This window comes from Pseudodesulfovibrio sp. zrk46 (assembly GCF_012516435.1).
In the GTDB taxonomy this organism is placed as follows: Bacteria; Desulfobacterota; Desulfovibrionia; order Desulfovibrionales; family Desulfovibrionaceae; genus Pseudodesulfovibrio.
The window spans coordinates 1135991-1149561 of record NZ_CP051216.1; the positions used below are offsets into that span (position 1 = coordinate 1135991).

The following is a 13571-nucleotide window of genomic DNA, read 5'->3' on the forward strand; positions in this document are numbered from 1 at the left end:
TCTTCCCGGCTGTATATCTACTGAATTATTTCCACTTCATGGCCTTCTTGCGGTACATGGCCTTCTTCAGACGGCCCACACGGTCCGCCAAGGTCATGCCCTCAAGATGGTCAATCTCATGCTGCAACACGATGGCCAGGAAGCCATCGGCATCGATCTCGATGTCGTTGCCTTCACGGTCCATGCCAGTGACCTTCACACGTTCCTTGCGCTTCACCTTCACGTTCAGCTCAGGGCAGCTCAGGCAGCCTTCTTCGCTGTCCACCTCGCCCTCGCTCTCAACGATCTCGGGATTGAGGATAACGCGCAGGTCGCCACGGATTTTCGGCCCGGTCTGATCCACCACGATCAGGCGAATGGACTGGCCGACCTGCGGAGCGGCAAGGCCCACGCCATCAGCTTCGTACATGGTCTCAATCATGTTCTCGATCAGCTCGTCGAGCTCGGGAGTAACAGCCTCGATGGTCTTCGCCTTGGCAGCGAGCACCTCATCGGGCCAGGTAACTATATCTAACTTCATATGTAAATCATCCCCTCTCCCCATTCCGGCAACCGGAATGGCGGGTATTGTTAAGTCACGTTCGCGGTACGTTCTCTTATATTAATAAGTACAGAAAGACAAAAAGCGAGCCTGAACTCACTTTTCTTCTGTAATTCTATTCATTTCAACCTATTAAGAAGAACTCCCTACCATAGCCGTAGTTCATTCCCCTCAAAAAACTCTTACGGCTTGAGCCGAGAAAATCAGTGAGTGAAGTAAGGAGTAATCATACATACTTCCATCCGACTTTCCCGGCTCAAACCGCCAGTCTGCCCGCCTTCATGGGAAGCGAGCCATATATTTTCAAAGGCCCCCGGCGGCTGCCGGGGGCTCTTCGTAATTCTCTATCTATTCCTTGTCCTGCTTCTTCTCGCGAAGACGCACACCGAGCTCGCGCAGCTGCTTGGTGGGCACTTCGGAAGGAGCTTCGGTCATGAGACAGGTTGCCTTCTGGGTCTTGGGGAAGGCGATGACGTCGCGGATGGACTTGGAGCCGGTGAGGATCATGATGAGACGATCCAGACCGAAGGCGATGCCGCCGTGGGGCGGTGCGCCGAACTTGAGGGCGTCCATGAGGAAGCCGAACTTCTCGTTGGCTTCTTCGTCGTCGATGCCGAGAGCGGCGAACATCTTCTCCTGCATCTCGGGGGTGTGGATACGGATGGAACCACCGCCGACCTCGTAACCGTTGATGACCAGGTCGTAAGCGCGGGCAATGGCGTCGCCGGGCTTTTCAGCCAGAACTTCAAGCTGGTCGGGCAGGCAGGAGGTGAAGGGATGGTGACGGGCGACGTAGCGCTTTTCGTCAGCATCGTATTCGAGCAGCGGGAAGTCGGTGATCCAGACAGCCTGATAGTCGTCTTCCTTGATGAGGTCGAAGCGCTTGCCGAGCTCGCAACGCAGGTTGCCGAGGGCGGCGTTGGCGATGTCTGCGGCACCGGCCTGGAAGAAGAGGATGTCGCCGGGCTGGCAGTTGGTGCGGCTCTTGAGTTCCGCAATCTCTTCCTCGGAGAAGAACTTGACGATGGGAGACTGCCATTCGCCGTCTTCCTTGACCTTGATCCATGCGAGGCCCTTGGAGCCGTAGATCTCGACGTACTTGGTGTATTCGTCGATTTCCTTACGGGACAGCTCGGCGCCGCCGGGAACGACCATGACCTTCACCAGCTCGGAAGAGGCGAAGACCTTGAAGCCGGAGCCCTTGAACACATCAGTGATGTCGACGTGCTTGAGGCCGAAGCGGAGGTCAGGTTTATCGACACCGTAGTCGCGCATGGCGTCGGCGTAGGTCATGTGCGGGAAGGACTCGGGCAGTTCCACGCCGATGGTTTCCTTGAACATGCCTTTGACCAGACCTTCAGCCATTTCCTGAATCTGACCTTCGTCCGGGAAGGACATCTCGATATCGATCTGGGTGAATTCAGGCTGACGGTCGGCGCGCAGATCTTCGTCGCGGAAGCACTTCACGATCTGGAAGTAGCGGTCCATGCCGGAGACCATCAGCATCTGCTTGAACAGCTGCGGGGACTGCGGCAGGGCGTAGAACTCGCCCTGATTCACGCGGCTGGGAACCAGGAAGTCACGAGCGCCTTCCGGAGTGGATTTGGTCAGCACCGGGGTCTCGATTTCGAGGAAACCGAGGGAATCCAGGTAGCGGCGCACAGACTGGGCAGCCTTGTTGCGGATGATGAAATTCTTGGCCAGAGAGGGGCGGCGCAGGTCGAGGAAGCGGTACTTCAGGCGCAGGTTTTCGCCGACTTCGACGCGGTCCTCGATGGGGAACGGCGGGGTGTCGGAGGTGTTGAGCAGCTTGTACTCGGAGACCTCGATCTCCACTTCACCGGTGACCATGTTCGGATTGGCCATGCCCTCGGGACGGGGGCGAACCTTACCCTTGATCGCGATGACGTACTCGGGGCGGATGGCGTGGGCACGCTCATGGACATCGGCATTGTCCTCGGGATTGAAGACAACCTGAGTCAGACCCTCACGGTCACGCAGGTCGAGGAAGATCAGTCCACCATGGTCGCGGCGAAATTGCACCCAACCCATGAGACAGACTTCCTCGTCCATATTGGCAGCGGTCAACTCGTTGTTATGGTGAGTACGACGCCAACCGGCAAGGTCCTCAATAACACGGAATTCGCTGTAATCTCTCTCTTCTTGATGCTCAGACATGTTTTCTCCAATCACTCTCAATAATTTAAAATATCAGTAACCTTCCGGCATCCGAATGCCCTCGGGTTTATATATGATTTCGCTTCGCCATCGCGAAGCCAAACAGGTTTTCTACAGGCTCGCCAGATACAGGGAGCGTTCCAGGGTTTCCTGATCGCGCTCTTCTTCCATGTACTTGACGGTGATGGTCTTGTTGACCATCTCGTCGCCGCCCATGATCAGGCAGACCTTTGCGCCGGACTTGTTGGCCGCACGCATGCGGGACTTCATGGAGCCGCCAGCGTAGCTGACATCGCCCTTGAGGCCCTTCTCGCGAAGTTCCTGAGCAAAGAGCATGGCCTCGTTGGCAGCGTCCTTGTCCACAACGGCGAGATAGAAATCCGGGCGATCCAGTTCGACATGATCGAGCAGCAGGGCCAGACGCTCCATGCCGCAGGCGAAACCGGTGGCCGAACAGTCGGGGCCGCCGAGGTTCTTGATCAGACCGTCGTAACGGCCGCCACCGGCAACAGCGGTCTGGGAACCGATGTCGTAGGAGGCCACTTCGAAACAGGTGCGCACGTAGTAGTCGAGACCGCGGACGAGACGCGGATTCAGTTCGTAGCTGACGCCAGCGCCATCCAGAATGGCTTTGACATCGGCAAAGTGAGCCTCGCACTCCTCACACAGATGGTCGGTGATGACCGGGGCGTCGACAACGAGCTCCTTGCAGGCAGGCACCTTGCAATCGAGCACGCGGAGAGGGTTGGTCTCCATGCGACGCTGGCAGTCTTCACAAAATTTATCCTTGTCCTTGGACTTGTAGTAATCCACGAGGGCCTGCTTGTAGGTCGGGCGACATTCGTGACAGCCAAGGGAGTTCAGTTCGATGGTCAGCTTGGTCAGGCCGAGGTTGTTCAGGAAGGTGCGAAGCATCAGGATGAGCTCGCCATCTGCCTGCGCCTCATTGGCGCCGAAGATCTCGGCATTAAGCTGATGGAACTGGCGCTGACGGCCCTTCTGCGGACGCTCGTAGCGGAACATGGGGCCGAAAGTGAAATATTTGGAGACCTTGCCAGGCTGATGCGTCTTGGAGTCGATGAATGCACGAACCACACCGGCGGTGGCTTCGGGGCGCATGGTCAGCAGGCGGTCCTTGCGGTCAGGGAAAGTGAACATTTCCTTGCCCACAACATCGGTGTCCTCGCCGATGGATTTCTGGAAAAGCTCGGTCTTTTCCAGCACAGGGGTACGCAGTTCGCCGAATCCGTAACGGCCGAAGGTTTCGCGCGCCACACGTTCCATGTAGGTGAACTTGGCGGCCTCTTCCGGAAACAGGTCTACGAATCCCTTGATTTTTTGTACTTTTGCCATGGTTATATATATTCCTTAATGATTATCAGATGGCTGGAACCGATTGTGGTTAGACCATTCGACGCGGATTGTCAAAAGCAGTCTGCGCCCCGCCGCCATTTGTCGCTATATTTTCATAATTGGGAAAAATGAAAACGGAAGCGCTTTCAGCGCAATTGTCGGGTGATTTCGCCTCTGGCGGGCAAGGACTCGCGCCCTTGCATCCCATATTTTGCGCCTTTGGCGCGAGCAACTTTTCGCCGAAGGCGATAGTGGGATTCCAAAGGGTATAGCCCTTTGGCCGCCGGAGGCGAAATCACCTGACCCAATGGAGGCCGCAGGCCGACCTCCCTATTCCCACTCATCGAGAAATTGTAACGTTAGTATCTTCCATTTGAATTTGACCTCCGTGGTAAAGTGCTCCATTCTTTGCCCCGGAGGATCTCAATGAGCAAAATCACTGCCTGCACCATGGATTGTGGCGACAACTGTTCCCTGATCGTGGATGCGGAAAACAGGACCATCAAAGGCAACTCGCGCCACCCGTTCACCAAGGGTTTCTGCTGTAAAAAGGGCACCCGCTACTTCGACCGTATCGATGCGGAAGACCGTATCACCACGCCCCAGATCAAGGACGGCAGCTCCTTCCGTGAAGCGTCATGGGATGAAGCCTTGAACCTCATTGCCGGCAAGATCGACGCCCTGCGCGACACGCCGGAGAAGATGCTCCACGCGCGCGGCTTCGGCTATCGCGGCATCCTCGCCAAGGCGAGCCAGGTTTTCTTCAAGAAGCTCGGCACCTCCACCCTCTACGGCGCGGTCTGCGACGGCACGGGCATGGAAGCCTGCGTCCGCGACTTCGGCGCGCTGAATCACAACAATCCCGAGGACATCCTCAACGCGGACCGGGTCATCAACTGGGGCCGCGACATGACCAAGTGCTCCATCCACCAGTTGCACCTGATCCACAAGGCACGCAAGAACGGCACCGAGGTGCTGACCATTTCTCCCGGCGGCGACGACACTGCCGAATTCTCGGACGTCAACGTGGTCATCCGTCCCGGCACCGACCGCTTTCTCGCGGCCGCCGTGCTCAAGCTCTACCTCGAAGCGGGCGACCTGAACCCGTGGGTGCTCAACCGCTGCGCCAACTGGCCCGCCCTGCGCGGTCTCATCGACGGATACAAGCTCTCTGAGTTGACCAGCATGTGCGAGGTGCCCACCGCAGACGTGGAGATGATCTACGACTGGTATGCCGACACCGGCAACGTGGCCACCATTCTCTCGTGGGGCCTCCAGCGCCATTTCTACGGCGGCGAAAACGTCCGCTTCATCAACGCGCTGGCCATGATTTCCGGTAATATCGGTGTCTCCGGCGGCGGCTCCTACTACAACATTTCTTCCAGCCGCAATCTCGGTTCCTGGGAGCATCTCGTCATGGACGAAGACCCCGAGCGACGCGAGTTGCTCGTCCAGAACCTCGGCGAAGAGTTGCGCAACGCCGACCCCAAGGTGGAATTCATCTGGGTGGACGGCCACAACGTGGTCAATCAGGTCCCGGACTGCCTGTCCGTGGCCGAGCAGTTCCGCAAGCCCTTCGTCGTTTCCGTAGACGGGTTCATGACCGACACCGCCATGACCGCTGATGTCATCCTGCCACCCGCCTTCATGTTCGAGCGCGAGGACGTGCTCGGCTCCATGCTTCACAACTACGTGCAGTATTGCGCCGAGGCCGTTGAGCCGCGCGGTCAGGCCCGTTCCGATTTCGACATGCTCACCGATCTCGGTGCGCGTCTCGCTGATCCCATTGCCCTACCCGACAAGGAGACCTGTCTCAAGGAAGGACTCAAGAAGGGTGGCTTCTCCCTCGAAGAGTTGCGCACCAACGGGTTCGTCAAGGCGAACCATCCCTACGTCGCCTTCGAGAACATGCAGTTCGCCCATCTCGACGGTCTCTATCGATTCCCGGAGACTCTCACGGCCGAGCCGCAGCGCAATCCCGACTATCCGTTCAACCTGATCACCACGGTCCGTCGCAAGTATCTCCACTCCCAGATTCCCGAGAAGGATCAACGCGGGGTGCCCACGGTCTGGGTGTCCAAAAACAACCCCGCATGGGGACTGCTCAACCCGGCCGAGGATTTCTATCTCGTCACACCCATCGGTGCCATGCAGGTGCAGGTCAAGACCGACGATTCCATTCATCCCCGCGCCGTCATCATGCGCCGAGGCGGGTGGATGAAGATGGGCCACAACGCCAACGTCATCTCCCAGCCGCTCATGACCGACATGGGTGATGGAACGGCCTACTACAGCCAGACCTGTAGGCTGGAAAACAGGTAATCTTTATTGCCGCTTCGCGGCTGCCTCCGGCGGCTGGGGGAAGGGGAGGAAAAACCCTTTGGAAAGGGGTCTTTCCTCCCCTTCCCCCAGACCCCCATCTCCTCCTTTTCCTAAACTTTTTGTTGGCGCATCCGCGCGGGTGTGCGAAGCCATTCAGCCCTACTTTTTATCCCTACAATTCTCGTAATGTCTTTTCTCTTGGAAGGAGCACCTTCCCGAGCAAGGCTTTCGAGAGTGGTGCAGCTGCAAGGCGACAGGCACGAGGGAACCGGAGGCGTAGCGGAGCTACGGTGAGGATTCACTCGTCGCCTGGCAACGCCGCAGATGCGCCGCTATCGGAAGCCTACGCCCCCCCGAAACCCGGAAAATCTATCCTTGGCATTATATTTGATTTACTCACGTGAATGGAAAATAATTCCCCATCCACACGCAGAACAAGGATGTTATCGTGAAGACCAAATATCTGATCATCGGAGCAGGCCCCACCGGACTCGGTGCAGCGTATCGTTTCAAGGAACTCGGCATGGACGACTACGTCGTGCTGGAACGCAACGACTATGCAGGCGGTCTGGCCACCAGCTTCAAGGACGACGCAGGGTTTACATGGGATATCGGCGGCCACGTCGTGTTTTCCCACTACGATTATTTCGATGATCTGATGGATTCACTGCTCGGCGACGAGCGGTTGGAACACGAGCGCGAATCATGGGTCCGCACCTCGGGCACATGGGTGCCGTACCCGTTCCAGAACAACGTCCGCTACCTGCCGCGCGAGTCCCGCTGGGAGTGCGTGGAAGGATTGCTGCCGGGCAACCGGTCCGAGGCCAAGCCGGGCAACTTCGGGGAATGGATCAATCATATTTTTGGTGCGGGCATCGCCAAGCACTTCATGAATCCCTACAACTTCAAGGTGTGGGCCACGCCGCCGGAGCTGATGCAGTTCGACTGGATCGGCGAACGCGTCAGCGTGGTGGACCTGAAGATGGTGCTCAAGAACATCATCCTTGAGCGCGACGACATCGCATGGGGTCCCAACAACACCTTCAAGTTCCCGCTGTACGGCGGTACCGGTGAAATCTTCAAACGCATGGGCCGCCGCGTGCAGGACCGCATCGAATACGGCCAGAGCGTGGTGTCCATTGATCCCGACAAAAAGATCGTGACCACGGACAAGGGCCTTGAGATCGAATACGAGGTGCTATTCAACACCGGGCCCCTCGACATCCTCGCAAGCCAGTGGCTGACCACCAAGGACACGGCCATGATCGATGCGGCCGCGGGCCTGACCCACAACTCCGTGTACGTGGGCGGCGTGGGCGTGGATATCAAGGAAGAGGCCGAACGCAATTCCAAGTGCTGGATGTACTTCCCGGAATCCAATTCCCCGTTCTACCGGGTGACCAATTTCCACAATTACTCGCCCAACAACGTGGCCCGTCCCGGCGAACAGTTGGCCTTTATGTGCGAGTCGTCTTTTTCCAAGCACAAGGCGGAAAAGGTAGACGAACTCATGGACCGAACCATAGAGGGTCTGGTAAACACCTCCATGCTGGATGCGTCCAGAGTGGACGACATCTGCACCAAGTGGGAGATCACCGTGGACTACGGCTATCCCGTACCGACTCTCGAGCGCGATCAGTCCCTGCGCACCATCCAGCCGCGGCTGGAGGAGAAGGACATATACTCGCGCGGCCGCTTCGGCGGATGGAAGTACGAAGTGTCCAACATGGACCACTCCGTCATGCAGGGGGTCGAATGGGCCGAACTGATGGTCACCGGTGCTCCTGAATCCACGTATTCATGGGAATAGAGATATATGAGCACCAACATATTTGAGCAGCGCCGTGACAATCTCAAGCGACTGCTGACCGATAAAGGCATCCCCGCGCTGCTCGTTTCGCACGCGGCCAATAGGTATTACCTGAGCGGCTTCGAGCTCCACGACGCCCAGTGCAACGAGTCCACCGGCTGGCTGGTGGTCACTGCCGACGGCGACGACTATCTCTTCACCGATCCCCGCTACACTGATGCGGCCCTCAAGGTCTGGGATGAAGACAAGCTCTTCATCTACTCCGCCAACAAGTTCGAGCTGGTGAGCAACACCCTGCAGGGCAAAGGCATCAAGGCCATGGGCGTGGAACCCAAGGCCCTGCACCTCTTCGACTACGACAAGCTCAATGAGCGCTTCACCCTCCAGAGCACCGACAACGTGGTGGAAGAGCTGCGCATCATCAAGGACGAGGATGAAATCCGCCGCATGGACGCCTCCATCGCCCTGAACCACAAGCTGTTCGAATACATCGAAGGCCAGTTGGAACCCGGCAAGACCGAGGAACAGGTTGCCTGGGAAGTAGAGAAATTTTTCCGCGAAAACGGTGCCGAAGAGCTCGCCTTTTCCACCATCGTGGGTGTCGGCCCCAATGCGGCCCTGCCCCACGCCATCCCCGGGCAGGATCAACTGCGCGAGAACGACATGGTGCTCATCGACACCGGCTGCCGTCTCGAGGACTACAACTCTGACCAGACCCGCACCTTCTGGGTGGGCGACAAGCAGTCCGACCGCTTCAAGGAGACCATGGATCTGGTCCGCGCCGCCCAGCAGGCCGCCATCGACATCATCCGTCCGGGCCTGTCCTACCTCGACGCCTACAAGGCCTCCTACGCCGTCTTCGAGAAGGCTGGCGTGGCAGCCATGTTCACCCACGGCCTCGGCCACGGCATCGGCCTCGAGACCCATGAGCCCCCGAGCCTCAGCAAGGCTGCCAAGGGCACCCTCAAGCCCGGCATGGTCGTCACGGTAGAGCCCGGCCTCTACGACGCCAAATGGGGCGGCATCCGCTGGGAATATCAGGTGCTCGTCACCGAAGACGGCTGCCGAATCATGTAGCCACAGACCAAAAGAAAAAGGCCGCCTCAATGAGGCGGCCTTTTTTATTACGCAGATAAAATGCCTATTCGAACAGTTTCTTGGCTTCCTGCTTGGCGTCGTCGACAGCCTGGTCGATCTTCTTGCCAGCTTCTTCGGCGGGACCTTCCTCGCTACAGCCAAACGCAGGCACCATCAGCGCGAGCAAACAGCCGATGACAACCATTTTCTTCCATAATTTCATAACACTCTCCTTACAGGTTTAGTCCTCATATACGTCTAAAACGGGTGAGTGGTCACGAAAGATGTAAGATATTTATTCCGTGGCCTTGTTCACCGCATTCTTGGCGTCGTCGACGAACTTATCCATGGCGTCGCTGGCGGAATTCACCATGTCATCCATGGATTTACCCATGTCGCCCATAAGCTGCTCCATGGCACCCGGGTCTTCGGGCTGTAACGACTTGGTCATCTCGTCGACTTTTTCCTTGGCGTGATTCATGGTCTCGTCAACCTTGCGACCCATCTTCTCCATGGAACCTTCCTGGTCGCCACAACCGACCACGACGAACAGCATGGCGAACATCAACACGACCACCAACAGTTTCTCCCAGCGATTCATGGGACTCCTCCAATACTTGATTTTCCAATCCGCCTACACGAGTTGAAAGGTTTCGTCACCCTCCGACGAAATCTGCACGAAAACTACAGCTCGCGCTTGCAGGCAAGAGGCATGCGCCAACCGGTGCCAAAGGAGCGCGGCGTCAGCTTGATACCGGGCGCGGCCTGACGACGCTTAAACTCGGCGAAACGGACCAGCCCGAGGACCTTTTCGACCACGGGACGCTCATATCCAGCGGCCACGATCTGCTCAAGGGTCTGGTGCCGCTCGATATGCAGCGCGAGAATGGCATCGAGGATGTCATAAGGCGGCAGGGAATCCTCATCCTTCTGATCCGGCCGCAACTCGGCAGACGGTGGCTTGGTGATGATGGCCTCGGGAATATTGGGCGCAACATGCTCGTTGTACCAACGGGCCACCGCAAATACTCCGGTCTTGTCCACATCCGAGATGACGGCGTAACCGCCGGACATGTCGCCGTAGATGGTGCAGTACCCCACCGCCAGTTCGCTCTTGTTACCCGTGGTGAGCAGCAACGCGCCAAACTTGTTGGACATGGCCATAAGCAGATTGCCGCGGATACGCGACTGAATGTTCTCTTCGGTGGTGTCTACATCGTATCCGGCAAACGGCTCGGCCAGCGTCTCGGTGAACTGGGCCATGATGGGCTCGATGGGCAGGGTGAATATTTTGACACCGAGATTCTCGGCCAGTTCGATGGAGTCGTCGATGCTGCCCTGACTGGAATAAGGGGACGGCATGAGCACGCAGGTCACGTTCTCGGCCCCGAGTGCTTCGGCGGCCACTACAGCGGTGACAGCGGAGTCGATACCACCGGACAGGCCGATGACCGCCTTGGAAAAGCCGGACTTGTGCACATAGTCGCGCGTACCGGTTACCAGTGCGCGCCACGTCTCGGCCGCGCGGGAAAAATCGTCTTCGGCAATGGAGCCGGGACCGTCAGTGTCCACCAGCAGCACGGCCTTTTCAAAACCGGGCGCACGATCCGTGAGCTTACCATCCGCACTGAATGCGCAGGAGCGACCATCGAACACCAGGTCGTCATTACCACCATACTGATTGGCATAGACCAGCGGCACGCCATATTTCTCGGCAACAGCGCCGAGCATATTCTCGCGCAACTGCTGCTTGCCGAGGGACAGGGGGGAAGCAGACAGATTCACGATGCAGTCTGGCTGGGCCTTGGCAATGATTTCCAACGGATCACGCTCATAGGTGCGCGTTTCCCAGAAATCCTTGTCGTTCCATGCGTCCTCGCAGATGGTCACACCGATGCGAAGACCGTCAAACTCCAGAATATTGGCAGGATCGTTCTCTGGGCACGGCTCGAAGTAACGCGCCTCGTCAAAGACGTCATAGGTCGGCAGCAGCGTCTTGCGGAACGCCTGACGAACTTCGCCGCCTTGGCACCACAGGGCACAGTTGAAAACCGGCTTGCCCTGCCCTGTCTCATTCTTTTCCACACTGCCCAGCAGCACCGGGATATCTCCGGCCAGCTCTTTGGCCAGCTTCTCCGCTTCGGTACGGACCTGCGCCACGAACCCGTCATAAAGCAACAGGTCGCGGGGAGGATAGCCTGTAAGCGCCAATTCCGAAGTGATACAGAACGAAGCGCCCATGGCCTTGGCCTCGCGCGCAGCTTCGACGATCATTCGGGCATTGCCCGACACGTCACCGACCAGTGGATTGAGTTGCAGTATGCCGATTTTCATGGGTCTCTTTCTACGCTCGGGCTCCCTCGCCTGTCAAACTGGTTTTCCCGCCGCACTTGCCAATCCGACCATTACTCCTGTACTTTAGATTAAATCTAGACTTTGCTATTTGCTGCTGGTACCTGCAACAGCATTGAATAAACGACTCCAAGGGGGACGAATCCCATGAAAAAAACGACCAAATCCGTATTTCTGTTCGCCGTGACGCTCACTGTCATGTGTCTGATGCTCGCGGGCTGTTTCCGTAAGCACATCACCTCTGCTCCGCCCGCGCGCCGTCCGGCCTCTGACACTTCTGCACCCGCACCCAAGGTGCCCGTCGTAGTGGAAGGCGAGACCGCGCCTGAGGCCGAGCCCGAGGCCGCCGTGGTCATCGAGGAGACCTACGTGGTCGACGCGCCCGCTGAAGCCAGCGCTGCTGCTCCCAAGGTGGAGGAAGGCGAACTGGCAGAAGAAGCAACCATCGCACCTCCCGAGGAAGCGGCCATCACGCAGGAGTCCACTGAAGCCAAAGCCATGCAGGAAAGCGTGACCGAAGCTCAGGATGCCCCTGTCCCCACTCCCATGGCCGAGATGTACTATGTGCAGGTAGGAGCCTTCTCTGATCTGGAAAACGCCAGCAACCTGCTCTCCAAGCTCATAGCTGAAGGCTACAAGGGCTCCAAGCTCTCCGATTCCGGCAACGGTCTTTACCGAGTCCAGGCCGGCGCCTTCACCGAAGAAGCCGACGCCATCAAGGCGCTCATGGACCTCCAGGGCGAATACCCCAACGGTTTCGTCCTGAAGAGCCGCCCTGTCGAGTAGGAAGAAAGACAGAAGAGGAGGTCGGCCTTCGGCCTCCATTTGTCGGGTGATTTCGCCTCCGGCAGGCAGCGGCAGCTCTTGGGTGAGTCTTCGAACCTTAGAGATGGCGACAGCAGAGATAGGACTCGCGCCCTTGCATCCCAGATTTAAAAGCTCCCGTTCTCTCTCCTGTTGAGAGAGAACGGGAGCTTTTTTTGTATCAATAACTTGACGGACAGAGGCTTTCACGACGCAAACACTACCCCGAAAAAAGCACGCAAAAAGATCAAGCCCCACGCTGTGAGAGCGTGGGCTTGATCTTTTCTGTATCGCTATTGGGGCGCGTGACATCGACGGCATGATTGCCGTTGATGCAGCCTGACTAGGCAGGCGTGTGCAAACTGAAGCCTAGGCGGGATTCAGTTCTGCGCGGAATTTGCGGGACAGCCGGAAGACTACAACCTTGCGCGGGGGCAGGGTGATGGTCTGGCTGGTCTGCGGGTTACGGCCCTTGCGTGCGCGCTTGTCGTAAGCCTCGAACTTGCCGAAGCCGCTGATCAGAAGGGCATGATCCTTCTTCACGGCAGTCTTCATGATCTCAAGGATGACTTCTACAAGGTCCTTGATCTCGGCGCGGTTCTTGTCAGTGCGCTCGTAAATGTAGTCCACGATACCGGCTTTAGTGAGTGTGCTCATTGACGCCTCCAATATGGGTTACACTTGAGAAACTTATTTCAGCAAACCGGCGATCGTTTCCGCCAGCCTGCCCATCTCATCCGGGTTTTCATATCCGGTCTGGGGCCAGAGCTTGAGCCCATCGTCGGAATGCCTCGGAATAAGATGAAAATGCACGTGATGAACCAACTGCCCGGCCGCCTCATAATTGTTCTGCATGAGGTTGAGGCCGTCGGCTCCGGTTGCTTCCATGACCGCCTTGCCCACTTTGGACAGGGACTCGGTCAACTCACATCCCAGCTCGGCCGGGATGTCCATGAGCGTGGGGTAATGACCCTTGGGCAAAACCAGGGCATGTCCCGCGTTCACAGGAGCGATGTCCAAAAAGGCCAGACAGTTTTCAGATTCATAGATTTTGGCGCACGGTATTTCGCCAGCCAAAATCTTGCAGAATATGCAGTCCGGATCCTTTGGAATCATCATTTCTCTCCCCTCCGT

12 protein-coding genes are annotated in these 13571 nt (G+C 57.6%); 4 read left to right on the forward strand and 8 right to left on the reverse strand.

The features are described 5' to 3' along the window. Positions 1-25: 25 nt before the first annotated feature. From def to hisS, 3 genes are all read right to left on the reverse strand, one after another. Positions 26-520, reverse strand: a complete 495-nt coding sequence (gene def, locus HFN16_RS05220) for a peptide deformylase (RefSeq protein ID WP_168889707.1) — start codon at positions 518-520, stop codon at positions 26-28. A 369-nt stretch (positions 521-889) separates the two neighbouring features. Continuing rightward, positions 890-2719 carry an aspartate--tRNA ligase gene (aspS, locus tag HFN16_RS05225; protein WP_168889709.1) on the reverse strand — a complete coding sequence of 610 codons (1830 nt, stop codon included), beginning with the start codon at positions 2717-2719 and terminating at the stop codon, positions 890-892. Positions 2720-2830: 111 nt separating this feature from the next. Further along, positions 2831-4072: a histidine--tRNA ligase gene (gene hisS / locus HFN16_RS05230; RefSeq protein WP_168889710.1), complete on the reverse strand. Its 1242-nt coding sequence runs from the start codon at positions 4070-4072 to the stop codon at positions 2831-2833. 426 nt (positions 4073-4498) lie between these two features. Between hisS and HFN16_RS05235 the strand changes: the two genes are divergently transcribed. From HFN16_RS05235 to HFN16_RS05245, 3 genes are all read left to right on the forward strand, one after another. Then, positions 4499-6394: a molybdopterin-dependent oxidoreductase gene (locus HFN16_RS05235; RefSeq protein ID WP_168889711.1), complete on the forward strand. Its 1896-nt coding sequence runs from the start codon at positions 4499-4501 to the stop codon at positions 6392-6394. A gap of 448 nt (positions 6395-6842) precedes the next feature. Then, positions 6843-8204: an FAD-dependent oxidoreductase gene (locus tag HFN16_RS05240; protein WP_168889713.1), complete on the forward strand. Its 1362-nt coding sequence runs from the start codon at positions 6843-6845 to the stop codon at positions 8202-8204. Positions 8205-8210: 6 nt separating this feature from the next. Continuing rightward, entirely contained in the window at positions 8211-9281 is a 1071-nt protein-coding gene (locus HFN16_RS05245) for a Xaa-Pro peptidase family protein (protein ID WP_168889714.1), read from the forward strand. A 64-nt stretch (positions 9282-9345) separates the two neighbouring features. Here HFN16_RS05245 and HFN16_RS05250 read toward each other — a convergent pair whose 3' ends face one another. The 3 genes from HFN16_RS05250 to HFN16_RS05260 form a co-directional block, all read right to left on the reverse strand. After that, positions 9346-9504, reverse strand: a complete 159-nt coding sequence (locus HFN16_RS05250) for a hypothetical protein (RefSeq protein WP_168889715.1) — start codon at positions 9502-9504, stop codon at positions 9346-9348. 72 nt (positions 9505-9576) lie between these two features. Then, positions 9577-9882 carry a hypothetical protein gene (locus HFN16_RS05255; RefSeq protein WP_168889716.1) on the reverse strand — a complete coding sequence of 102 codons (306 nt, stop codon included), beginning with the start codon at positions 9880-9882 and terminating at the stop codon, positions 9577-9579. Positions 9883-9965: 83 nt separating this feature from the next. After that, on the reverse strand, positions 9966-11615 hold the full coding sequence (locus HFN16_RS05260; RefSeq protein ID WP_168889717.1) for an NAD+ synthase: 1650 nt from the start codon (positions 11613-11615) through the stop codon (positions 9966-9968). Positions 11616-11780: 165 nt separating this feature from the next. Here HFN16_RS05260 and HFN16_RS05265 point away from each other — a divergent pair, with 165 nt between their 5' ends. After that, positions 11781-12419 (forward strand): SPOR domain-containing protein, encoded by a 639-nt coding sequence (locus HFN16_RS05265; RefSeq protein WP_168889718.1) that lies wholly within the window; start codon positions 11781-11783, stop codon positions 12417-12419. A 387-nt stretch (positions 12420-12806) separates the two neighbouring features. Here HFN16_RS05265 and HFN16_RS05270 read toward each other — a convergent pair whose 3' ends face one another. Then, positions 12807-13094, reverse strand: coding sequence for an integration host factor subunit alpha (locus HFN16_RS05270; protein ID WP_168889719.1), 288 nt, complete (start codon positions 13092-13094; stop codon positions 12807-12809). Positions 13095-13127: 33 nt separating this feature from the next. Further along, the gene (locus tag HFN16_RS05275) at positions 13128-13553 is read right to left on the reverse strand and encodes an HIT family protein (RefSeq protein WP_168892264.1); all 426 of its coding nucleotides are present in this window, start codon (positions 13551-13553) and stop codon (positions 13128-13130) included. Positions 13554-13571 lie beyond the last annotated feature (18 nt).